The organism is Pseudoalteromonas sp. MM17-2 (assembly GCF_022347945.1).
GTDB lineage: Bacteria > Pseudomonadota > Gammaproteobacteria > Enterobacterales > Alteromonadaceae > Pseudoalteromonas > Pseudoalteromonas ruthenica.
The window spans coordinates 63,071-84,213 of the sequence record NZ_JAKRFV010000019.1 but is presented as its reverse complement, the minus strand read 5'-3'; the positions used below and the strand labels follow the sequence as shown (position 1 = coordinate 84,213).

General features: G+C 45.8%; 29 protein-coding genes. 26 read left to right on the top strand and 3 right to left on the bottom strand.

Features of this window, described 5'->3' with window-relative positions; genetic code table 11:
* The 3 genes from MHM93_RS14865 to MHM93_RS14855 all read right to left on the bottom strand — a co-directional run.
* Positions 1-303, bottom strand: a 303-nt coding sequence (locus tag MHM93_RS14865; protein ID WP_239449623.1) for a hypothetical protein, incomplete at its 3' end; no start/stop codon positions are given.
* 140 nt (positions 304-443) lie between these two features.
* Positions 444-863 carry a transcriptional regulator gene (locus MHM93_RS14860; protein ID WP_239449622.1) on the bottom strand — a complete coding sequence of 140 codons (420 nt, stop codon included), beginning with the start codon at positions 861-863 and terminating at the stop codon, positions 444-446.
* A gap of 6 nt (positions 864-869) precedes the next feature.
* Positions 870-1,178: a type II toxin-antitoxin system HigB family toxin gene (locus tag MHM93_RS14855; protein ID WP_138590707.1), complete on the bottom strand. Its 309-nt coding sequence runs from the start codon at positions 1,176-1,178 to the stop codon at positions 870-872.
* Between the two features lie 132 nt (positions 1,179-1,310).
* Here MHM93_RS14855 and MHM93_RS14850 point away from each other — a divergent pair, with 132 nt between their 5' ends.
* From MHM93_RS14850 to MHM93_RS14725, 26 genes are all read left to right on the top strand, one after another.
* On the top strand, positions 1,311-2,177 hold the full coding sequence (locus MHM93_RS14850; RefSeq protein WP_239449621.1) for a hypothetical protein: 867 nt from the start codon (positions 1,311-1,313) through the stop codon (positions 2,175-2,177).
* A gap of 50 nt (positions 2,178-2,227) precedes the next feature.
* A complete protein-coding gene (locus MHM93_RS14845) occupies positions 2,228-2,413 on the top strand; it encodes a hypothetical protein (protein WP_239449620.1) in 186 nt (61 codons plus the stop codon).
* A gap of 63 nt (positions 2,414-2,476) precedes the next feature.
* Complete coding sequence (locus MHM93_RS14840; protein WP_239449619.1) at positions 2,477-3,043, top strand: hypothetical protein; 567 nt, start codon at positions 2,477-2,479, stop codon at positions 3,041-3,043.
* Positions 3,036-3,386, top strand: a complete 351-nt coding sequence (locus MHM93_RS14835; protein WP_239449618.1) for a hypothetical protein — start codon at positions 3,036-3,038, stop codon at positions 3,384-3,386. The genes MHM93_RS14840 and MHM93_RS14835 overlap by 8 nt, the downstream gene beginning before the upstream one ends.
* Before the next feature lie 148 nt (positions 3,387-3,534).
* Positions 3,535-4,575, top strand: coding sequence for a hypothetical protein (locus tag MHM93_RS14830; protein ID WP_239449617.1), 1,041 nt, complete (start codon positions 3,535-3,537; stop codon positions 4,573-4,575).
* The gene (locus MHM93_RS14825; RefSeq protein ID WP_239449616.1) at positions 4,572-4,955 is read left to right on the top strand and encodes a hypothetical protein; all 384 of its coding nucleotides are present in this window, start codon (positions 4,572-4,574) and stop codon (positions 4,953-4,955) included. Before MHM93_RS14830 ends, MHM93_RS14825 begins: the two co-directional genes overlap by 4 nt.
* 95 nt (positions 4,956-5,050) lie before the next feature.
* Complete coding sequence (locus MHM93_RS14820) at positions 5,051-5,554, top strand: hypothetical protein (protein ID WP_239449615.1); 504 nt, start codon at positions 5,051-5,053, stop codon at positions 5,552-5,554.
* 289 nt (positions 5,555-5,843) lie between these two features.
* Complete coding sequence (locus MHM93_RS14815; RefSeq protein WP_138590691.1) at positions 5,844-6,302, top strand: hypothetical protein; 459 nt, start codon at positions 5,844-5,846, stop codon at positions 6,300-6,302.
* A 224-nt stretch (positions 6,303-6,526) separates the two neighbouring features.
* Positions 6,527-7,123 carry a Ref family recombination enhancement nuclease gene (locus MHM93_RS14810; protein WP_239449614.1) on the top strand — a complete coding sequence of 199 codons (597 nt, stop codon included), beginning with the start codon at positions 6,527-6,529 and terminating at the stop codon, positions 7,121-7,123.
* Positions 7,124-7,563: 440 nt separating this feature from the next.
* Positions 7,564-8,163, top strand: a complete 600-nt coding sequence (locus tag MHM93_RS14805; RefSeq protein ID WP_239449613.1) for a hypothetical protein — start codon at positions 7,564-7,566, stop codon at positions 8,161-8,163.
* The gene (locus MHM93_RS14800; RefSeq protein WP_239449612.1) at positions 8,160-8,468 is read left to right on the top strand and encodes a hypothetical protein; all 309 of its coding nucleotides are present in this window, start codon (positions 8,160-8,162) and stop codon (positions 8,466-8,468) included. The genes MHM93_RS14805 and MHM93_RS14800 overlap by 4 nt, the downstream gene beginning before the upstream one ends.
* Before the next feature lie 56 nt (positions 8,469-8,524).
* On the top strand, positions 8,525-9,751 hold the full coding sequence (locus MHM93_RS14795) for a hypothetical protein (RefSeq protein ID WP_239449611.1): 1,227 nt from the start codon (positions 8,525-8,527) through the stop codon (positions 9,749-9,751).
* Positions 9,741-10,235: a hypothetical protein gene (locus tag MHM93_RS14790; protein WP_138590680.1), complete on the top strand. Its 495-nt coding sequence runs from the start codon at positions 9,741-9,743 to the stop codon at positions 10,233-10,235. Before MHM93_RS14795 ends, MHM93_RS14790 begins: the two co-directional genes overlap by 11 nt.
* Before the next feature lie 2 nt (positions 10,236-10,237).
* On the top strand, positions 10,238-10,993 hold the full coding sequence (locus tag MHM93_RS14785; protein WP_239449610.1) for a hypothetical protein: 756 nt from the start codon (positions 10,238-10,240) through the stop codon (positions 10,991-10,993).
* Between the two features lie 7 nt (positions 10,994-11,000).
* Complete coding sequence (locus MHM93_RS14780; RefSeq protein WP_239449609.1) at positions 11,001-11,981, top strand: hypothetical protein; 981 nt, start codon at positions 11,001-11,003, stop codon at positions 11,979-11,981.
* Positions 11,974-12,780 carry a phage baseplate assembly protein V gene (locus MHM93_RS14775; RefSeq protein ID WP_239449608.1) on the top strand — a complete coding sequence of 269 codons (807 nt, stop codon included), beginning with the start codon at positions 11,974-11,976 and terminating at the stop codon, positions 12,778-12,780. The genes MHM93_RS14780 and MHM93_RS14775 overlap by 8 nt, the downstream gene beginning before the upstream one ends.
* 41 nt (positions 12,781-12,821) lie before the next feature.
* On the top strand, positions 12,822-13,337 hold the full coding sequence (locus MHM93_RS14770; protein ID WP_239449607.1) for a hypothetical protein: 516 nt from the start codon (positions 12,822-12,824) through the stop codon (positions 13,335-13,337).
* Between the two features lie 241 nt (positions 13,338-13,578).
* Positions 13,579-15,183 (top strand): hypothetical protein, encoded by a 1,605-nt coding sequence (locus MHM93_RS14765; protein WP_239449606.1) that lies wholly within the window; start codon positions 13,579-13,581, stop codon positions 15,181-15,183.
* Between the two features lie 72 nt (positions 15,184-15,255).
* Positions 15,256-15,717, top strand: coding sequence for a hypothetical protein (locus MHM93_RS14760; protein WP_239449605.1), 462 nt, complete (start codon positions 15,256-15,258; stop codon positions 15,715-15,717).
* 11 nt (positions 15,718-15,728) lie between these two features.
* Positions 15,729-17,300: a hypothetical protein gene (locus tag MHM93_RS14755; protein WP_239449604.1), complete on the top strand. Its 1,572-nt coding sequence runs from the start codon at positions 15,729-15,731 to the stop codon at positions 17,298-17,300.
* 20 nt (positions 17,301-17,320) lie between these two features.
* Positions 17,321-18,046, top strand: coding sequence for a hypothetical protein (locus MHM93_RS14750; protein ID WP_239449603.1), 726 nt, complete (start codon positions 17,321-17,323; stop codon positions 18,044-18,046).
* Positions 18,047-18,082: 36 nt separating this feature from the next.
* Positions 18,083-18,643 carry a hypothetical protein gene (locus MHM93_RS14745; protein WP_239449602.1) on the top strand — a complete coding sequence of 187 codons (561 nt, stop codon included), beginning with the start codon at positions 18,083-18,085 and terminating at the stop codon, positions 18,641-18,643.
* An 11-nt stretch (positions 18,644-18,654) separates the two neighbouring features.
* Positions 18,655-19,164: a hypothetical protein gene (locus MHM93_RS14740; protein ID WP_239449601.1), complete on the top strand. Its 510-nt coding sequence runs from the start codon at positions 18,655-18,657 to the stop codon at positions 19,162-19,164.
* Positions 19,164-19,718, top strand: a complete 555-nt coding sequence (locus MHM93_RS14735) for a hypothetical protein (RefSeq protein WP_239449600.1) — start codon at positions 19,164-19,166, stop codon at positions 19,716-19,718. Before MHM93_RS14740 ends, MHM93_RS14735 begins: the two co-directional genes overlap by 1 nt.
* Positions 19,719-19,727: 9 nt before the next feature.
* Positions 19,728-20,246: a hypothetical protein gene (locus MHM93_RS14730; RefSeq protein ID WP_239449599.1), complete on the top strand. Its 519-nt coding sequence runs from the start codon at positions 19,728-19,730 to the stop codon at positions 20,244-20,246.
* Between the two features lie 5 nt (positions 20,247-20,251).
* The gene (locus tag MHM93_RS14725) at positions 20,252-21,049 is read left to right on the top strand and encodes a hypothetical protein (protein WP_239449598.1); all 798 of its coding nucleotides are present in this window, start codon (positions 20,252-20,254) and stop codon (positions 21,047-21,049) included.
* Positions 21,050-21,143 lie beyond the last annotated feature (94 nt).

Sequence of the window (21,143 nt, the reverse complement as noted above, 5' to 3'; positions counted from 1 at the left end):
GTCGTTTGTAATACTTGGCTCGGGTGATTGAGTTGCACTGTAAAGCTGATTGAAGGTCAGGCGCTCGCCGTCAACAGTCATCTCATCATCAAGCATCTCCTTGTTTGTATATGAGCTGATTTCAATATTGATGCCCTCACCGGTAAGGCGATAAGCATTGCCGGATGTTTTGCACTCCAAAGGCATCAGAGGTTTGGCAATTTCATAAATAAGCTTATCTTTACCGGTAAAGTCACACTTTTGCGCAGCCTGAGAGGCGCTACATGAAAAAATAAATGGTAGGACAAAAAGTATCTGCTTCATCAATTTCCCTATTAACGAGTGGTTTACCTATAAGTATGACAAGGTATGCTCAGGAAATAAACACTTTGTGCAATTTTTGAAAAGCAAACCGGCCACTTGAGCCGGTTTTTTTAGGTTTACGTATAAGGAGCTGGTGGCCGCTAGAAGAACAGCGCCGGACTGACATTAAAGCGCTGGGCAAGCCGTTCTATATGTTTTCGAGTCATCTGTTTTTTGCCGTTGAGCACTTGGCTCACCATGCTTTTGCCGCCAATCTCTGGTAAATCACTGGTGGTCAAGTTGTGCTGGTCTACAAGCACCTCGAGCATCGCAACGCAAGGTTCAACACCTTCAACGCGAGAGTTGAACTCTGCGAACTCAGGTGCGTTGTTTTCGTACTCTTGCACAGCGCTAGCAATGAGATCGATTAAATACTCGTTGCGCTCATAGTCCTCGCTAAGCTCGTCAATCATGCTAAGCGCGTGCTCATGCTCATCAGCACTATGTATACCACCGCTAGCAAAGAATGAAATTTCGCTCATTGCGCTATTAATACTGTCGCTTAGTTTTTGGAGATTCATATTTCCTCACTTGCCCTTGCGGGCTTCTTTGCAAATCACATCGTACTCAGCGTGGGGGACAATGTGCTTAACAAACACCTTGCCGTTTCGAAATACGATCATTGCTACCAACCTTAAGTCATTGCCCCCGATGTCGATTACCCACCAGTCTTTTTTGTACTTAAAGTTATCTAGGCTGGCGAACACTTTTTTTAGTTCCGCCGAGCTTTTGAATTCGGTTCCGTTTAGCACCCTATACACAGCGTCTATAGCGTCTGCTTTGTTGGGGTACTTTAGCGCGGCTTCTTTAAACGGTTTTCTACTAATTACGTGCATAGACCCCTTCCTTTGATTTAATGATACAAGATAAGTTTACCAATAGTAAACTTTTTTCTATTTAATCTTGCTTTGTGGGTTTTTGCCCTATACTATTGTTATAACAAGTTACAACAATACAGGTAAGTAACCATGAAATCACGGATTCAAAACCAGAGCGAATGCACAATATGCGGCAACACCCAGGCTGTAAAAGGTCACAACATGGTAGCGCACGGATACACCATTCGCTGGGGTGGCCAAACAGGTAACTGTTACGGTGCCTTCAAGCCGCATTATGGCCACAAGAATGCACCTGCACTGCTTGAAAAAGCAATTGTTGACGTACAGAACGAGCTTGAAATGGCCCAAGGTGATTTGCCCTATAAAGAGCAAGAGCACGCAAAGCTGGTGGCTGAATCCGAACACCGCTTAGCTATCAGTGAGTCTGCCAAGGCGCTAAATCATGCCAAAGCGAACATTGCCTCATTAGCGGCCACTGTCGAAGCGTTAAGCGAGCGTCTAGAGAACTGGAAAGAATACGAACCGCGCACTGTTGATGTCGAAGCGTTAGAGGCAGAAGAGCGCCAGAAGCGCCATGAAGAAGCTCAGGAGCGCAAAGCGGAAAAAGCCAAGGCTCAGGCCGAAAAGGATGCAAAAGCAGCTGCGCGCCTCACTAAGGCAGCAGAAAAGCACAGTAAACGCCTAGCAGAGTTAGCGCAGGAAAATCATTACCGCCTTTGGTACTTGGGTGAAGTGGTTAGCGAGTGGACAGCAGTCGTGTCGTCAGAAAAGGAAATGCTTGAGCAATACTACCAAGCGCGTGATAAGCACTGGTCCACCATCGACACCAAAGCACCGCTTTACTATGCCATGGACGATTACATGTTTGAGGTGCGCACTCAGGCCAATGGCAAAGGTAAGCGCCTAGAAGGGCTTTATGCTTACGGTACGCCAAGCAAGTACCTTAAGCGCGACTGGGAGAGCCGCAAGCAAGACATCGAGAAAAACGGTTACTAAATATCAACAACGCCACCAGCTCCCCGCATGGTGGCCTTAGTGAGGTTCAAATGGATTTCGAGAGAGCAAAACAAGAGCTGATAGATAGTGCGGTTGGGCATAATGAGTATGCAGCCATTATTGATTGGAAGCAGTTAGCCGAAGCCGCAGAGCAAGAGCAAATGTTTGCAGCAGATAGAGTGAGGGTTCTAGGTGGCTTAATGTCACTGGCCACTCGCCAAGCTGGCTTAGATTGAGGGCAATTTAATGAAAGACATAATTTTATTAATAGCTGGTGCTGATAGCGAGGGGGCCGGACAATGAATATAGAACAAAGCCACGTAACAAAAATACGCTTAACAGGGTTGGAGCGGCTAGATCCTATCACAGTTTATCTAGAAGATTTTGAGCACGGCAAAGGTAAAATAACAGTTGAGTGCTACGGTAAGTCGTGGTCGGCCTATTGGGGTGCTATGGGAGACACCATTGCTGGTTTCTTTGCTAAGGCTCCAAAAGAATATATCGCTGGTAATTTTGGCGTTCACGTAAGTACCCGCCCTGATTTTGACGCACTTGAAGTCATTATGAAAAAGAGAGCGGTAGAACTTAGGCGCGAAGGCCATATTAGTAAGCGTAGCGCTCGCGGAATTTACGAAACATCGGTTGATGGATGGGAACAGCATGCCCCCGAGTTTACTTATGCGCCATGGACAAACCCAGACACACTAGAAATTGACGATGATGATTATGAGCTAGCTACAGATGGCATAGATGTCCCTGAAATGGAATGCCACAAGTACGCATACGTGTGCCGCATTATAAGAGCTGTACAGGAAGCGCTAGAGGAAATTAACAGCACAAACAGTGGAAAAGTAAGTAATGAGTAAAACGGTAAGAATAAGAAAAGTTGGTAATTCAAGCGGCTTTATAGTGCCCACCAGCGTGCTATCTGCACTTGGCTGGTCTGTAGGTCAAGAGATAGAAGTGAGCGCTATAGGTGGCAAGTTGGTCGCTGATGCTATCGTTGATGGCGAGTTCCTTAGTGATATGTTGCACTGGGCCAATGTTGAGCTTTCTAAGTTTGAAGCGACACATGAAGACGTTGGACTGTGCTGTTACTACGACAACGAACTTGTTGCCAAGGCGGACAATACCGACAAAATGAAGCCGGTGCACGGAACTGCCTTTGAATTTGTTAAGGCGCTCTATTGCGCTTCGAAAAAGGACTAACGGCTTTTGTGCGTCTAGTTTCTTTACATGTAAGGTTATTGGACGCACTACCCAAACCACCAGCCTAAATAAAAAGTTGCACATCGCGCAACTAATCCGTATAGTTAGTTATAACAAGTTGTAACACATCAATTTAACGGGGCTTGATATGGATATTTCAAAAAAGATTAAAACAGCGGCTAATGACTACATCAAAGGCGTTAAAAAGCGCATCGCTAAACGCAAAGATGAAATTAACGAAGCCGCTTGCACTGCTAATGATGGCACTCCACCAAATATGGACGCTAATGGACGTTTGCACGCCCCTGTTGATGGTTATATTTTCGCTCACCCTGAGCTGGGTGAGCGTGTTTACGGTAAGGGCGAGTTCCTGCCTAATCTATTTGAGGATGATGAAGAGGCTGCTTTTGGTGGTGTCGGTAACTTTAATTTCCTTCACAAGCAGCGCTTTAAATTCGCTGGCAAAGAGCTAAAAGCGGTAACAGCGCTTGAAATTACCGGCGTTAGAATCAACGCAGGAAGCAGCTGGACTGATCGTGTAACTAAGCTTAATACTGCATACGTGTATGTCGAAAGCGCCAGCAAAGGCCTGCTTAATGTTGTTGCTAAGCAAATTACTGAGCACTTCGAGCAAGCTAAAGAACACACCAAGAAAAAAATAAAAGCGGCCAAAGGCACCGCGCCAACAGGCAAGCAAACCGTGCGCGGCAAAGTGGTCACGGTTAAAGGACTTGAAAGCACTTACGGTTACAATCAAGTTGACTGGAAAATGCTGGTGGAGCTTGAAAATGGCGCTACCGTATGGGGCTCGGTGCCAGCGGCATTCTTTAGGATGTCAGAGGCTGGTTTGGAGGTTGAATTTACGGCCACCTTTGAGCAAGCCCAAGATGATGAAACGCACGCTTTCTATAAGCGCCCTACCAAGCTTTCTGTCATTACCAAAGCGGCAGATAAATACACTGAGCTAGTGTACTTTGGGGCAACTGAGCGCCCTGCACTAGCTAAAATCACCAAGAAAAAGGCAGAGCTTTATTTGCTTGTCCAAAAAAAGCGCCTTGTTTTTGATGTTATCGAAACACATGAAAGCGGCAACACCGAAGTGCAGTACAATGACACTGATACAGCGTGGATAATGCCAGCTGGTGACAAGGTGAACATCAAGCGAAAAGAAAAGGCTAAGAAGCAATGAAGCGTACTATTAAGGATATTATTGAGCCAGCTATTAATGCGCCGGTGGAATGTGATGGTTTCTCTCGCATAGCGTTGCGTTTGCTATATGACCAGCATATTGAAGCAAAGCTAATGCGCGGCACTCTGTACAACATCAGTGAGCCAGCTAAGAGTATTGATGTTCACTTTTGGCTTGAGTGCTTTGGTTATGTGGTTGACTACCGTGCTGAATGTTGGCTTGGGAAAGGTGCCCCTCATGGCATTTACACACCCGAGGAAGTCCACCAGCTAGGGTTTGAATACACCGGCGAGCAGGTCAGCGAAAAGCCAATGAAGCCAGAGATCATGAGATTCGTGATGACCGACTTTGAATCATTACTAGGAGGGCAAAGCATCTAATTATTGAGCGTACTATGCGAGTGGTATATAGTACGGTTTATACATCCTAACAAGTTGTTTATATAGCGCACTAGACCGAGTTTCGGGAGTGTGCTATGCGGGTTGCAGAGAATACAATTAAGCGAAAACGAAAAATTTTAGAGTTGCTGGTAAAGGGTGAAAAGTCGATAAAAGAGCTTTCAGTGGAGTGTGACATTGCTGATTCTCAGGTGGTCTACAAGCTAATCAAATGCCTTAAAGACGATCACGGCTTTAGTATCACTGAGCGTAAAGAAACGTATCGAGGTGAAGGTTTTTGCACTCGCCGCTCGCTACTTTCGATAAGCAAAGCCGATAAAGAAAGAGCCCTTAATATCTGCGATGACGAACTAGGGAAGCGACTTAAACTGGTTCAAGATGTCGAGAAGATAACTGATCTTGCTCAGCAAGGTTACAACGCAGACCAAATAGCCGAGAGGCTGGATAAAACGCGAATAACGGTAATCCACATTGCTCGGAATAACGACATTAAAATCAATCGGAAGCGCTCAAAGAATACTCCCTGTAAGCCGACCATGACAGCAATGGATCGATTAACGATTTATAGGCCTCTGGCCTGATTACATCCTAACAAAAGGTTTAAGTTGGTTTATATATTCAGGAAGAAGACATATCCCTCTCACATCATTCAGGTGTCAGCAGAGGTAATAGACACCGGAGAGGTGCTAAGAATCGCCTACAAACCTCTTAAGCAGTCGATGTTAGGAGTGCTATCGCTCCACTACCCTACACCAATACAAAAAGCGGTGGCGATGGTGGAGCGACTAACAGAAGAGCAGCTAGAAAGAGCAAACCATACGCTGCTTAAAGAATTAGAGAAGCTAAAAAAAATAGGAATGGATAGAGAGCATGACAAATCTTGTAAATATTCCCAAAAAGCTGTTAGCGCTAGTCGTTAGCATGATGGAAGCAAAATGTGCAGGCATGCCCGAGGGTGAGCATGGTTACTTATTAGAGTACGTTTCAGAGCGTGACCTCTACGTAGGCGCTTTCAATAAAGCAGCTGCAGAGCAAGCCGCCAAACTAGGGTTTGTGGTTGTTACAAATGATGAGGATGGAACGCCAGCTCTACGCCTTGAGCGCCGCGATGAGTTTCTTACATCATTCGCTGGTGGAGTGCTTGAGGCACGCAGAGGTAATGACGCCTACTATGCTAGTTACGCCTCTCATGAGTTTGCCTTTGCTGCCGGTTATGAGCATGCACTTAACGTTCACAAGAGCAAGATCCCTTACGATGTGGAAACAGGCATCTATTGCCATGGGTTCCCGCTCAGAGAAGATGATGAAGAGGTATTTAAGCAGTCATGAACCCTCTTGTATCAAAACGTTTGCGCTTAAGGCGCAGAACGCAGTTTATAACCTCGGCAAAACAATCGCACAATCAGCAACTCAATAAGGTAAAGAATGATGGCCAAAAGCAATATTTCAAAAACCAGTAAGCAGGTTATAGGGCTACTTCTCATTAACGTGGCTTTATACTCACTTGCAGTTGCATACGCCAGTAGCTACTCAAGCGGCTTGGGAATTTAAGCGTGCCTCGCTCACCAGAAGAAAAGCGTAAACGTCAGCTCCAAAAGGCTAAAGAGTCGCAAGAACGCCAGCGCCAAAAACAGCGAGCCAAACTGAATGACCCAGTTTACCAAGAGAAATTGCGAGCCAAGCAAAGGGCCGCTCAAGAGCGAGCAACACAGCGCGCTCGAGAGCGTCATCAGGAAAAGCTAGGCAAATGCGTTAATACGTTGAGCAAAAAAGGCAGTAAGTCAAAAAAAGCCAGCAAGGGGTTAAAGGGCCGGTCAATTACGGCGGCAGAAAAACGATACCAAGACCTAATTGGCCAACTCCCCTGCAAAGCTTGCCAAAAACAAGGGAGAACAAACTCAGTTACGTCTTTGCATCATGTTCATGGGAGAACAAAACCATGGGCTCATGCAATGGTGCTTCCTTTGTGCGCACACCACCACGACACGCCATTGGAAAAAGAGTTGCGTGATAGATACCCCAACGTGTACCCAGTGCACGCAAAAGGCTCTTACGGCGGAAAATCGGCGTTTGAGAAAGAGTATGGTGCGCAGGATGATTTACTTATAGAAGTATACGAAAGCATAGGAGAGGAAATACCTTGGCAATAATACATCCTAACACTGCGTTTAGTGTTGACTATTGCCTATAGTACGGTTAAAGTTACTTCACCCTCTCGGGGGTTCTATTCATTAAATAGAACGACTACAGGAAAGTTTGGGTTAATTTTGACTTCAAAGCCCCTTATTACTAGGGGCTTTATTTCCTACCCCGTTAGGCTTGCTGATATTTTGTACTTGTCCCAAAGATTTGCATTGCAGTAACATTGCTCAAAAAGCCCCTAAGCGCAGGGGCTTTTTTATTTGCAAACTTCAAAGCTGCCGCCTAAATTCACCGTAAATATTTCATCCTAACATATTGCCAAAGTAAAAATTTAATCGTACCTTATCCATGCAGTGGGCATTTAAACTTCCGCCTAAAGCTTGTTCCTTAATAGTTAAAGTAAGCCAAAGCCCCAACATATTGCTGGGGCTTTTTTATGGGTGTCACTATGGAAAACAGAATTGCAGTGCTAAGCCTGTCCGGTAAGCTGCCTATTTTCGGCTTAGCCACAGCTACCGATAATTCAATCCACGTTTTAGAAGTGGTGAACCTGCCAAACGGGGTAGAAGAGCTAAAAAAGTTTCTTAGCGAATGTGAAAAAAGGCTATCAAGTAATGAGGTGATGCTTTTCATAGACGATCCGAGTGGGCTACTCAATGACTATGGCCATAGAGTTGCATTAGCCGGTAAAGATGATGCCACTGGTGAGCAGATACTTGGAAAAAGCATGAGCCGCTATCTTGCGCTAAGTTCGGCAAACGCCATATCCCTTCCCGAGGGTGCACACGGCTTCGACATTCCCAACAGCGCCTACAATATCCGTATTCGTGATGACGGCCAGCAGTACTTTAATGTCGATTGGCCGGTATTAAAAGACCAAGCACTTCTGTTGCTACTCATGATCCATTGCGGGTATTCACAAACAGTACTCCAAGCGTCATTCACCAACCAAATGTTTGCTGAACTAGATAAGTTGAATGAAAACCAGAGTGAAAGTAGCGACCCCCTAGAACGCATGATTAACGCAATAGGAGATTACAAACCATGAGCCTGAGCTTATTTAGCAACCTACAAGTAGATGACTTGGTTATCCGTGCTCAAATGTATAAAGACATCCTCAGTGATGTAAGCAACAACAAAGTAAGTTACGTACAGCATGAAATTAAGATAGATGAAGTAATGCGTAGTGACTTAATCTCGCAGCGAGTCTACAAAATGCCTGATCTAGACTGGCTGGTGGACTTAATGGCCAATCGAGAAGACCGAGCCCAGCCAATGACGGTAGCCCAAACAATCAAACTCCCCTCGAAAATCTACGTGCGAGAAAAAATCAAACAATACTCAGAAAATTAATCCTCTTTTGGCATAGCGCTATCTTATGCGATTCATGAACAGCTTTGATTGTAACTATGCCTCAAACACCCCCTAAACCATTCGAGCAAGACAAGAACGGAGCCTACCTAACTGATGGCCTAAGCGAGAGCCAGTTTGTAAAGGTGTTTGCGGAAATTACACGCCAGCAACGCAAGAACCGCACGCATGCTAAGCGCACGCTCCCCCCACAAAAGCTAAAACGCAAAAGCGTTGAAGACCTTGTAAAAATAGGTAAGAAGGAAGACGGTACCAGCTTCACAATAGAGGACTTAAAGCGCTTTGAAAAAATGCGCAAGCAGTTCAGGAAGCGTACCAATGGCGATAAAGGTATTAGCTATGCCGAGCTGGTGGCCAACGCTCGCTCTATCGACATTAAACGCGCCAACGGCAGCTCTAATGATGGCTTAGGCCTTTCCTCAGGTAATCTCATCAAGATGGAAAGAGGCAATGTAGTCATTTTCCGAGTCAAAGCCAGCACAAAATCAAAACATGAAAACCACCGAGTTAAGTTAAGGCTCGAGGATTGGGAAGAAGAGCTAGAAAACGCAGAGCCTACCGAGGAAGGCTATCAAGCCGCCGTTAAACGTGCCGCGCGAGGACGTTACTCCATCGAGTGTGATTGTGGCAAGCATCAATACTGGTATCGCTATATGGCCACAGTAGGCGGGTATCAGTTGGGCCAACCAAGAGAAATGGCCTACCCCAAAGTACGAAACCCTAATTTAGAAGGTACCGCCTGCAAGCACGTATTGAAAGCAGTTCAACTACTCCAGTCTGCCGTACCTAGACGCTATCTAGGGAAACAGATGGATATTCAGGCGCGGAAAAATGGATTCACAGACAGTGGTGCCGGTGCAACTAAAACGTGGCGCGGCGAAGACCAAAAAGAGTTAAGCAAGAACCGCAGCCTAAAAATATCGGACGCGCAAGTCTCCCAAGCTAAGCATGAATATGCTCGCTACAACAAGCGCAGAGAGGGGCTACAGCGACAGTTAAGGGATGTAACTGGTGATGAGGCGGCAAAGCTTAGAAAGCAGCTAAAACGGGCTAAGAAGAGCACTGAAACGCTGAACAAAAAAATAGGCAAATTAAAGCAAGAGCGCGAACAAAATATTAAGCGTGCCATCGGCAAGCAGGCACAGGCAGCGGTTAACTTGGCAATGAAGCTAGGCGTTGATCGTAGTAAGGCAATATCCGCTTACGCCAGTCAATCAGGCTTGAGCGAAGCAGCAGTGAAAAAGGCGTTAGACAATGCGAATTAAAGGTTCCGGCCACCAGCCCTTAACAGAACAACTTAAGAAAGACTGGGCAGCGCTTTTCTTAGTGCACCCTATGGCTTTTGATGGCCTTTTATATTTACCGGTAGACGATACCGAAGCTCTGAATCCAGAGGGAGAGCAACCGACATTCGGGATGATAGATGATCATACCAAAGCAGAAGCGTATCAATCGCCGGTTCCGGTTTCTCTCATCGAGGTACCGAATGACGACCCTATGCTATTGACGGGCCACGATGGCGATAGCTTGGGGATGGGTGAGAATGAGCTTTTCAAGTGCCGCCTATCCGCCGGTACCGTACCAGACGGCTCAGTCATTGAGTACCCTGAGATTGTCGGTGATAAACAAATCTCACGCTGGTGGTATGTCCATCGCTCTACCCCAGCACCATATAAGCATATTGATGCTGTGCGCATATATTGGTGCGTGCCGTTCGGTGATCTTGAATTAATTAATGCAGGAGCATAGCTATGCAACCAATCAAGTGGACAGGCTACCGTCTAGAAGAGTCACAGCAATATGAAACAACCAGCTTAATTGATCATGACTTTGGTTTTGGTAACTTCCTTGCTGAGAAAATTGCTCGTTTTAAAGTGACATCAAGCAATAACCGAGATAAGGCGCTGAAAGAGTTTATTGCCTCGCCCATAGAAGAAAAATTCTTTCTAGGCCAATATGAAGAGCCAAAAACGTTTTTGCAGGCGCTAGCCGGAAGTAAGGTAGCAAGAAAGCGTATTCTAAACGATGAGAGCTTTAGCCAACTACATAAGCGAATAAACAAGCGCACACCGGTGGTTTACTTCTATCGTGGTGTGGGTATTCGCCCTGCACAGCCAGAGGATCAAGTGTCCCAAAATGACCGCATAATTACTGATAAAAGCATAAATGAAGTCTTTAAGGGAGAGTTTGACTATACACTGTTTGTTGTTGGCTTTGATCAGAACACAGTAGATCGCATCTCTACGTTGCTGCTTTCCTCGTTATATCTAGAAGGCTGTCATTACAAACCTAACACACATATAAACGGGCTTTCCGGCACGCTTGATGCGGAGGTGGTTGAGCCTCATTTAATCAGCTTTGACCCAGCAAGCACTTCTACCACTGAGGGGCGCTTTTTTGCTACCACAACGATGATTACAGTGCGCGGCGATGTAATTCAAGGTAGAGAGATCACCCCGCATGAAGTGACCTACCAATTGGCAGAACACGGCAGGGTGATGAGGTAGTACGGGAATGAGTGTATCAACAATTTTCACCCAAAAAGTGCTCATTGATGGCACTGAAATGCCTTTAGGTTACATCTTAAAAGTGTTGTACGTAGAAGCATCCGATATAGACGGCTCTCGCCTACTACTTACTGTGTCTGATATGGATGGCGATGTGCGCGACTCACTCGGGTTAAAGTATGAAAGCGTGCTTACTATGACTCTTGGTGACGTTCACATGGACGATGGTTCACAGTTCACAGAGAAGTTTACCGTAGTTAGCGATCCTAAGCGTGATGGAGATACCTTGCTGGTGGAATGCTTACCTACTGCAGTGTATGAACTTAAAGCCAAGACCATAAAACCTCGCTTTTTTGTCGATAAATCACCTAAGCAAATTCTTAACGAGCTCATAAAAGGCTATCCGGTGCACATCGATGGCATCGTGGGCCGTGGAACTTACCACTTGCACGCAGGGGTAACAGCAAGCCAGCTTATCAAAGAAATGGCTAAGGAAATGGGCGCTCGGTTTTTTTATTGTCGGGGCCATTTCTATTTAAGGGCTTACGACTATATCGCAAGGCAAACAACAAAAGCCGATTTAGAATACAAGAACTCGCGAGCTTATCATTCAATTTGGTCGCTAAAGCAGTCTTTTAGCGGCAGTTTGATCACGCGAGAGCGCTTAAAGAATCACTGTTACTTTGACATAACAAAGGGGGCCAAGCAGAGTAATGATCAATATGAGCGCCGCATAATCCCAAATATAGGTGAAGATAAAATCAAGCGCTTGAATCGACACATTGTTCCTAAGCTTCGCTTTGAAATGCGAGGTACCACTGTTTTTAAACCTACCGATAATGTAAAGCTAAAGATTCATCGTTTTGATGGACAGCGAGTACTTGACGAATCAATACCAGCAGAGCAAAGCATTATTGAGTTAATTCATTATCAGCATGGTTACATATACGTATGCCATGCCACCACTGGAGTTGTGAATAGTGACTAAACATTTATTGCTAGGTAAACATCGAGCAGAGGTGGTAAGTGTCAATCACCCAAATGGCCTTCAAATGTGCCAAGTACGCTTGCTAGGATTATGGGATGAAGTACCAGACAAGGACTTGCCGTGGGCGGAATATCACCTACCCTTCGGCGCTCGCACTAACGAAGGTGACTTTAAGCCGTGCCAGTCGGGTGATACGGTGTGGGTAGAATTTGTGGCCGGTGACTCTCGGTTCCCACTTATTACAGGCTCGGCATATTATGCGCCAAATAAGGTGCCTAACCTACCCCATGAAATTTTTAACGGTGAACTAGCGCAGACTCACGCACGCACAGAGTCTCAACCCAAGCCGAGCGAGCCCAGCCCCAAAGATCGCATCAGCACACAACACGGCATAACTACCGAAGTAACACATGAAGGCGCACACAGGACAACGCATCGCGGAACCGGTACCAGCATTGAAATAACGAAAGACGGTGAAGTGGTGATTTACGCCGCCAATGATGCGTACCGCAGTGCTCAAGGTGACTACAAAGGTGAAATCATTGGTATGTTCGAAGAAAACGTAGAAGGTGATTATGTCTTAAATGCCAATGCAAATGTGACTGAGAACGTGGGTTCTGAGCTGGTGGTGAATGTCAAAGGAAACGCTAAATTTAACGTTGATGGCAACTTTGATGTTGCAAAAGCAAGTCTTGTAAAGTTGCTAAAGGGTGCTGGTGTTGTAACTGGTGAATGTGTTTGTCATTACACTGGCTCACCCCATGGCGATGTTAGCTCTAAAGTATTTGCATCAAAGTAATGGCCCTATCCAACTCTAAAACCATTGCTCGCATAGAAGATTTGACAGGGTTTAAAATTGATGACCCCTATTGCAAAACCGGTGAAATGGTCGGCGCTATTGTAGCCGGTATTAATTCCCAGCTGCTCGGCAATGCAAAAATAACTGTCAATTCTCATGCTGGTGGGACATACCCCATCATAGGCATTGACTCCACCAGCTTAGCAGGTGCTATCAAATCAAACCTCACAGGCTTCAATCTAAGCGGGAGGCACGCTCAAGGTGCCGCATTACCAGAGGCGATAGCCGAAAGCATCGCACAAGCTCTCACCGGTAGCGCTACGGTGACAGTGCCAACCGATGGAGTAGGTTTATTTCAAATTCAAGGGGTAAGCGCTTCCTTGATAGCAGATAAGATGCAGGAAAGCTTAATTAGTTCTGGCTTCAAGCTCTCAGGCACGCACGCAAAACAGCAACCTATGATTGAAGCGCTGAGCACTGCTTTCGCCGAAGCTATAACAGACGATGCAAGGTATAACGTGGATGGTGTATCAGGTGGTATTTTCATAATGATATGAAATCCTCAACCGTTGAGGATTGCCAGCAATTGTTAAAACGCGCTTGCTTCATCCTAACAAATATATTAAGTTGGTTTTGCTGTACTGCAGCAAAAAATATTTCTCTATGTAAACCACCTTAGCGGGTGGTTTTTTTATTTCAAAACATCCTAACAAAATTAATCGACTTTAATACAAGTGGTAATTTTCCAACCTGAACACTGCACCAACGCAGTACCGTTAAACCGACTTGGAAAATACTATGTCTCAACAATATAACGCTCGAATCTCACAGATTCACACGCTGGCAAGCGCTGTAAAAGGTGCATGTGTTAATGGTGCCTTAGACGGTGGCCAAGCTATTAAATGCCCTAACGAACTAGCCGACAGCATCTTGGATACCGATGGCGGTAAACTCCTTTTTGAAAGCGTGGCGGATGAACATCGTGGACAGGTTGCTGTCGCGTGGTCTACGTCAATTCAAAACCACTGCAATACTCATGGTGAAATGCCATCAGATGCACTTTTAGCATCAGCAGCTCAGTCAATGATGAACACCCGTTCAGAAGAAAAGAACCCTATGATGTTTGAAAGCGTGTCAGCCACGCTGGCAACTTCTGACGGCCTGATCACGACACCAAAAATGCAAGGCCTTATCCTTGCCTCAATGTTGAAAGCGTCAACATCAGACATGGTTACGTGGATTCCGGCTGATGTAAATAAGTCCGAAATCTTTGAGTTAAAGCGTGTAGCCGCTACTAAGTTCGGTGACTACGACGCTGGTCAAGAAATTGAAGAAGGCGATAATAAGCAGTTTTCTTCAATGAAACAGTTTTATCAATTCCCTCTTGCGAAACAACCTGACGGTACAAAAACGACCTTTGAATTTGATACTGCGACTGACACACCGGCTGGAATCAAGTTGCCATTACGTGCAGGCAAGACGAAGGTTTATCACAACAATGTTGCGGTTGCAGAGCACCACCATGCCGTTAGCGGTTTAAGCCTCACTGCAATTAACGAGTCTGGTTTCGGCGGCTCTGTTGACTTGATTGGCAGCAAAATTTTGGTCAACGCACCAGATGGCATCACTGGTAATTTAGCGGTGAGCTACGAAGTCGATATTGAGAAAAACCCAGACCTTATCCCTCGCGTTCAATTGACAGAAGAAAGCTATGTCATGACCCCTTCATGGGTTGTATTAGGTGCGCAGTACACGCAACAAGCTTACTGGATGACTAATCGTGAGCTAGGTGTCGATCTCACTTCTTCTTTAGGCGGCATTCAGCGAAACCTCATCGCTTATGAGCGCGATATGTCTAACTTATCTTACGCTTTACGCGCAGCTGGTGGCCAGAACGAGTACACCTTCCCGCTTTCTGTTGCAACTGACCATAAATTTTATGAGCACTACCGAAAGTTAGAGCTGATACTTGATGAGGCATCATCAGACATCCTACAAACAACTAAAAAATCTGGTGGTAAAGGTATCTTTGCTGGCGCTGTTGCACTGCGTATTTGCCGCGCTATGGGGGCTCCGTTCTTTGAAGCCGCACCTAACTTCCAAGAAGGCTTAGAAGTGTCTTATGCAGGCAAGCTCTTTGGTAAGTACAAAGTGTTCTTTGTGCCTAAGGGCTTCTCGGTTGGTAATACGGTGTTTGATGACTTAACAATGCTGATGTATGGCCGTGGTAACAACCACACTGATGCAGGCCTTGTGAACGGTGATGCTATTTCGCCAACACTCATGAAAGAAGGTCTGCGCGGCTTTACCAATCAAGAGCATTTGCTTGCGCTCCGCTATCAAGACATTCACGAAAAAGACGGTGAAAAGTACTTCCGCCTTATCCGTTTATTGCCTGAGTAAAAACAGAAAGCAAGTAACTCATTGAGGGTGTGATTACACCCTCTTAACCCCTTCTTATTTTAGGAAATAAACATGTTTAATATTATCAACCTTAGCGGTAAGACTATTAACTTCTCTCTTGTTAGTGGCGGCGCATTGGCAATTCCAGCTGGTGAATCTACTTCCGAAGATTTAACTAAAAAAGGCCACCTCATTACTGAAAAAGACCTTAACGCTCTTGTGAAGTTTTCACATGGGCGCGACTCGCTGAAAGTGAAGCTCACCGGCGTGGCCAAAGGTGCAAAAAGCCCAACTCATGATGTATCTAAGTTGGTGGCGGAAAAAGATGAAGCGCTTGCGAACGTGGCTTCTTTGAAAAAGGACAACACCGAGCTGAGCTCTAAGTTAGAAGAGCAAAACAAAGCGCTGGCTGAGCTACAAGAGCAAAACGAACAGCTGCAAACTGCTAAAAGCGATGCTGAAAAGGAAGCCAAGGATGCAAAGGCCGCACTTAGCAAGCTGGAAAAAGCAGCTAAAAAAACAGCTAAAGAATAAGGTAGCGCCTCATGTTCCGAATTCCATTTAATGTATCTCAAGTTGCGCAAGTTACCGTAGCTGCGATTGATGCTAGCCGCACGAAATCAACGGGGGCCGGTGCAGGCAACTACAATTTCGGCGGCGTTGTGTTGTCACAAAGCGGGGAGCCTTTCAAGCTTCACCGCATCAATAGTGACAACATTGAAGCGCAGCTAGGCGAGCCACTACACCCTCGACAAGGCTTAGCAGCGATGTCGTTACGCTATGCTAAAGAGGCGGTGCGCGGTGGCGAAGGTTACGTTGTGCCTGTAGTCGGTGCCGATGCTATGCGCCCTATTATTGGTGTAGAAGCTCCGGCAGTTGAAGGTGATCCCGTTGTGGCCACAGCTCGGGTTACTCCATATACAGGCGATGTATCACTAGAGGCTGGTGAGCTTATGGCGCTCTACCCTGTTGACGGTGATGTCACAAATCGCACAATTTCTATCACTCCCATTGCTGATAAAGAGGGTTTCTACAACCTATTGCTTGTGAAGAACCACACCAACGGTGCACAAGAAACAAAACTTGATCTAGAGGTTTCCTTTGATGTTGAAGCCCTTGATGATTATGGTAATCCAGCCTACATCGAGGATGTGCTCGATGGCGATACCCCTATTCGAGTGATTGTTTCCGACACGTTCTCGGCTACTTCATTCAGCAACTTAGCAGCTGTTAACTTTACCGGCGGCACTCGTGGCGATTTAAACGCACTTCAAGCAACCGACTTTGATAAAGCTATCAGTGTGCTGCGCAATGCCATGGTGGAATACTTAGCTGTACTCCCCCTTGGTGTGCTTGATCCTGTGATTATTCGCAAGCTCCAAGATATTGCTCTTGAGCGCCGTATTGACGGCTTTTTCGATGTACCACCTACATTGAGTTACGCCGATGCAATCTCTTGGATGAATGACAACGCATTTGATGCACAGTCATCATGCTTCTATCACTTCCCTTACAAGACAAATGACCTTTATTTCTCAAAAAATAAAGCTATTTGGGGTATCTCTTCAATTGGATACCTAGCCAAATGTAAGTCCGTAGCGAGCGTGTCTGGTGCCGTAGGTGGTTTCCATATATCACCAGCTGGAGCCGAGCGTGGAGTTATCGAGCGAAGCGGTATTGAACCTTTGCCCAATATGGGCGAGCCGAATTACGAGGCAATGGTTACGGCCCGAATCAATAAGGTCGCGCTACATCGGGGTACATTGATCATTGATGACGCATTGACTGCGACAAAAGTGAATAACTACCTTCGCTTCCAGCACGTTACCTCTTTGTTTAACGCCATTTCTCGCCGTTTTTATAACGCCGCAATGGACGTTAAACACAGCACCGATGATGTAACCATGGATAACCTCAACTCACTCATGCGTGACATCGGCGCACAGTATACAGCCGCTCAAGCGCTAGTTACCCCTCGCGATCCTGAGCGTGATGGTACCGAGCCTTTCAAATGGACGATTAAGCAAATTGAGCTCGATCTTTTCAAAGTGGAATGGTGGGCCTGCCCCACGGGTTCATCGCGCCGTATCGCTGGTAGCCCTATTGTCATTCGTTAAATTCATGAAGGTATAAGCCAATGAGTAAAAAGACATTTGAAAGCTTGGCGCTAGCAGCATCTAGCGCCCCTGTACTGATGTTCGAAAGTGTATCCGACAAAGATGTCAATTCGAATGCCCAGCAGAAAGAACAAGAGCCGGAAGAAATTACAGAGCAAAACATGTTTGAGTCATTAGAAGAGCCGCTAATGATGGAGGCAATTAGCAAGGCTGCTATCTCTTCTATTCGCGGCAACGCTATGGCAGCAGTATTCACGTATGCCGATGAAGGCTTTACAACCGCCGATGAATTGGACTCTATGGCGGTGGGTATTGCTGATATTGATGAAGACGGCGATGTGTCCGAGTCAGAGCAAGAAGACTATGAGCAAGCGCTAAACGCTATTGCACAGGCGCTTGAGCATATCGGCGTGAGTGAGTCGCTGATCACTTCTGCGTTATCAGATGATAGCGATGAAGCAGCCGAAGAAATTGCCCTTCATATTGCAAACTTCGCTGATGATGTAGAGGACGAAGACAAGTATATCGCCGAGTACGCAGTACGTGAGCCATTAATGATGGAAGCCATGCGTAAGGTGGTTCGCGATGGCAAAGTTAAATGGGTTAAAAAGCCATTACGTAAACGCCGCATGTCCTCGGCCCAACGGGCTGCATTGAAAAAGGCGCGCCGCAAGGCTAACACTGGTGCAGCTAAGCGCGCCCGAGCCAAGTCAATGCGTACACGTAAAAAAGCAGGGTTGAAATAAGCCATGCTTGTAGTGGGGATGACGAGCGAAGATCAGATGAGTGGGTACATTAAAGTGTACTTTGAAAAGGAAATTCAAGGCTTTGGCCCAGTTACAGTAGTTGGCTACATCGGTGAAGGTGCAACGATGAGCCTCACTTCGCATTGGAATCCCCCTTTTCTCAATGACTCGGTTGGTGATGCAACAGCTTTAAACAAGGCAGCTGATATAGCTCAGGCCTCAACCGGACTCACATCAAAAGCGGAATGGAATACCATTTTGAACTGGGAAGGGATTGAGCCACTGGCATTTAGTTTGCCTGTTTACTTTAAAGCTCACAGTGATGCGAAAAAACAAGTGGAAGACCCTATCAAGTTCCTTGAAATGATGGCCACCCCTTCCCTTAATGAAGCTTCGCCACTAGGTGATGTGCCAGAAACACTAATTCTAGATGTAGGGCGCAGAATCAAAATCACCAATGCCGTCATTCAGGATGTACAAAGCGAGTTGGACTCGCCACGCACTCGCGATGGCTACCGCACCGAGAACATGGTTACTTTGCAGCTACAAGCGAAGCAGATGGCTAGTCAAAGTGATCTCTCATCAATACACATATAGAGTAAATCAAGATGGCAAAATTAGAAGGTCAAAAGGCAAACCGAGAGTTTGAAAAGGCCAACTGGGTTAAAAACCAACAAGTAGGTGAAAAGCTAACAGCTAACACTTTTAAGGTGAAGGTTGATGGCTTTGAAAATGCCCAATTTCTAGTACGAGCGTTCCAATATCCAGCCATGGGGACAGCTGATGTGGAAGATTTTGGGCAAGGAGGTTTAGGCACAACGCAAAGCGGCCCAACTGAAAACGTGCAAGAGTTCACAATTCAATTTGTAGAAACCATCCAAGGTGAATCACTGCTTGCACTTAAACAAATCATTCTTGGTGATACGCAGCCAAACGTTGAGTTTTGGGCTGAAAGTAAATCACTAGGCGGCAAAGTGCCTAATAGTGGTTGCCGTGCACTTGCAACCAAATGGCGTACTGATGCGGCGGATTTCTCAACGGAAGATCCCGTAGCGCTGGTGAAACCAGCTGTTACCATCAAAGCAGGTTGGATCGAGCACGAAGGTGTTGATTACTAATGACGCCTAACGAGCTGCTAGAACAAGCGAAAGCGCGGATTGGTAGTGTGTTGCTGGTCGATGAAGACCAGCAACTTTCCGCTATGCTACTGACTTCGATACGCCGTTATCGAGATTTATCAGGCTATTGCAAAAAAATCACAATCAAAAGCGCTGGACGTAAAGACTTGCCGAGCGATTTCTTAGCTATATCCTCTTTGAAAGATAGCACCGAAGACGCCCTGTTTGTTGATATTGAGCAAGACCAGCTGGGTAAGTACTTAACGCTTCCTGCAAGCGGTGCACCTTTCACCCTGCGATACTTTTCAGACCTATTAGCCATCGATATGAACTTAGGCTCACTGCCCTACGAGGCAGAAGACCTAATATGCGAACACTTAATAACGCAAATAAAAAAAGAAAACAGCAAGCGTCTTGCTGTAGTCGAAGGCATGGCAGAAATGGATACTTCACAAATTAGCTCACCGGACTCCTTTGACCAAATGCTACTGGCCATTGAAGAACGCATGAAGTCACAGAGTATCCTTGGCGATATTTTATCACTCCAACCTTAAGGTGCGTCTATGGCTTCAAAAAGACAGAAAGAACGCAGCTTTTACGAGAAATTGCAAAGCGTTCTATTTCTTGGCCGCTGGGAGTTTAGAGCAGAGATAGAAATACCGCCCGGCCATATTAAAAAAGGCTTGAAGGTGCCGGATATGGCTATCTATATGCGCACTTTTTCACATGGCGGATACACCATTGAGTATGAATCACGTAAAGCCGGTTCGGCCCACTTCAACTCAGTTGTATCTAAAAGTGCAAGCTCTGTGCGATTTGAGGTTCGCGATGATAATCAGGGTACCATCGAGAACTTTTTACATGAGCTAAAAGATAGCGTCATCAATAAGGACGGCACTGTTAACTTGCCGCCGGAGTATCTGTTCAAAATCAAGCTATATCGCCCAACAAGCTCAGGGGAAGAGCGCTTAGCACACGAATGGAACGTTTCAGCGGAAGAGGTAGGAAGCCTTGATAGTGATCATTCATCAGTGAACGAATTTTTATCATTTGAAGTTGCCTTCAAGAAATACAGGTCATAAGAACAATGTCTAGAATTAAGTTAAGTAGCGCTTTTGGTCATCCGAGCAACCAAAGTCATGTAACGCACTTTTATGAGCCTACCGTGGCAGATCTTATCAATATCACAGAAATGCCGGTACACACAGAAGAAGAGCTGGCAACTTCTTACCTAAATGGACTTATCGCGAAGACCAGTGCTGATGAAGACTCAGCAAATTGGACAGCAGCAGATCGTAAAGCGGCGCTTTGGCATTTATTTATAGAAACCAGTGAAGATCCCCTGATTTCTTATAATTACCACTGCCACCATTGCGGAAAGCCACATTACGTTGATGTCGATTTAAGAGATCTCGACAAAGACATTACAAAGCAAGACGAAATTGACATCCACCAGCATCAAATTGTTATTGCTGGCCGCAAGTACGAAGTGGAATTTCATCCTCTTAACGGCGGTGATATGGAGCGTTTAGAGCAGCTATGGCCCATGCTAGAAGTAGCCAAAGAGTCGGGTGAAGCAGTCCGTATTAGTCGCGAGCAAATGGAGCTTCAACTAGCTTATAGCGCTTGCGTTATGCGCTTCCACAGCAAGGCCGACTTTAAAGAACGCCTCGAGCTATTGCGAACAGCATCAATTAAAGAGTATGCGGCAATCGCGCATATCCAAAGCGAAGTTTTTGAAGAACAACGCCATGGACTACATAGCGAATACAAAGAAGGTCGCTTCTATCTCGTTTCACCAGCATTACCATGTGATGAAAAGGAGGGAAAGAGCACGCGCCTGCTCATGCCCTTTCGCCCTAACGACTTCATTCCAGCTATTTAGTAAAAAAGATTTAGGTGTGCGTTTTGACAACCTAACGATACATGGTGGCCAGCCGATGTCCGATATTAAGGCGCTTGAGGTTGACCGCTTCATA

Bases quoted from the DNA above. Each gene is read 5' to 3' on its own strand.
- MHM93_RS14735 (WP_239449600.1), top strand. From the start codon at position 19,164: ATGACGCCTAACGAGCTGCTAGAACAAGCGAAAGCGCGGATTGGTAGT.
- MHM93_RS14805 (WP_239449613.1), top strand. From the start codon at position 7,564: ATGGAAAACAGAATTGCAGTGCTAAGCCTGTCCGGTAAGCTGCCTATT.
- MHM93_RS14855 (WP_138590707.1), bottom strand. From the start codon at position 1,178: ATGCACGTAATTAGTAGAAAACCGTTTAAAGAAGCCGCGCTAAAGTAC.
- MHM93_RS14750 (WP_239449603.1), top strand. From the start codon at position 17,321: ATGAGTAAAAAGACATTTGAAAGCTTGGCGCTAGCAGCATCTAGCGCC.
- MHM93_RS14755 (WP_239449604.1), top strand. From the start codon at position 15,729: ATGTTCCGAATTCCATTTAATGTATCTCAAGTTGCGCAAGTTACCGTA.
- MHM93_RS14820 (WP_239449615.1), top strand. From the start codon at position 5,051: ATGCGGGTTGCAGAGAATACAATTAAGCGAAAACGAAAAATTTTAGAG.
- MHM93_RS14785 (WP_239449610.1), top strand. From the start codon at position 10,238: ATGCAACCAATCAAGTGGACAGGCTACCGTCTAGAAGAGTCACAGCAA.
- MHM93_RS14850 (WP_239449621.1), top strand. From the start codon at position 1,311: ATGAAATCACGGATTCAAAACCAGAGCGAATGCACAATATGCGGCAAC.
- MHM93_RS14845 (WP_239449620.1), top strand. From the start codon at position 2,228: ATGGATTTCGAGAGAGCAAAACAAGAGCTGATAGATAGTGCGGTTGGG.
- MHM93_RS14765 (WP_239449606.1), top strand. From the start codon at position 13,579: ATGTCTCAACAATATAACGCTCGAATCTCACAGATTCACACGCTGGCA.
- MHM93_RS14730 (WP_239449599.1), top strand. From the start codon at position 19,728: ATGGCTTCAAAAAGACAGAAAGAACGCAGCTTTTACGAGAAATTGCAA.
- MHM93_RS14760 (WP_239449605.1), top strand. From the start codon at position 15,256: ATGTTTAATATTATCAACCTTAGCGGTAAGACTATTAACTTCTCTCTT.
- MHM93_RS14840 (WP_239449619.1), top strand. From the start codon at position 2,477: ATGAATATAGAACAAAGCCACGTAACAAAAATACGCTTAACAGGGTTG.
- MHM93_RS14780 (WP_239449609.1), top strand. From the start codon at position 11,001: ATGAGTGTATCAACAATTTTCACCCAAAAAGTGCTCATTGATGGCACT.
- MHM93_RS14800 (WP_239449612.1), top strand. From the start codon at position 8,160: ATGAGCCTGAGCTTATTTAGCAACCTACAAGTAGATGACTTGGTTATC.
- MHM93_RS14825 (WP_239449616.1), top strand. From the start codon at position 4,572: ATGAAGCGTACTATTAAGGATATTATTGAGCCAGCTATTAATGCGCCG.
- MHM93_RS14830 (WP_239449617.1), top strand. From the start codon at position 3,535: ATGGATATTTCAAAAAAGATTAAAACAGCGGCTAATGACTACATCAAA.
- MHM93_RS14740 (WP_239449601.1), top strand. From the start codon at position 18,655: ATGGCAAAATTAGAAGGTCAAAAGGCAAACCGAGAGTTTGAAAAGGCC.
- MHM93_RS14815 (WP_138590691.1), top strand. From the start codon at position 5,844: ATGACAAATCTTGTAAATATTCCCAAAAAGCTGTTAGCGCTAGTCGTT.
- MHM93_RS14860 (WP_239449622.1), bottom strand. From the start codon at position 863: ATGAATCTCCAAAAACTAAGCGACAGTATTAATAGCGCAATGAGCGAA.
- MHM93_RS14745 (WP_239449602.1), top strand. From the start codon at position 18,083: ATGAGTGGGTACATTAAAGTGTACTTTGAAAAGGAAATTCAAGGCTTT.
- MHM93_RS14795 (WP_239449611.1), top strand. From the start codon at position 8,525: ATGCCTCAAACACCCCCTAAACCATTCGAGCAAGACAAGAACGGAGCC.
- MHM93_RS14835 (WP_239449618.1), top strand. From the start codon at position 3,036: ATGAGTAAAACGGTAAGAATAAGAAAAGTTGGTAATTCAAGCGGCTTT.
- MHM93_RS14790 (WP_138590680.1), top strand. From the start codon at position 9,741: ATGCGAATTAAAGGTTCCGGCCACCAGCCCTTAACAGAACAACTTAAG.
- MHM93_RS14725 (WP_239449598.1), top strand. From the start codon at position 20,252: ATGTCTAGAATTAAGTTAAGTAGCGCTTTTGGTCATCCGAGCAACCAA.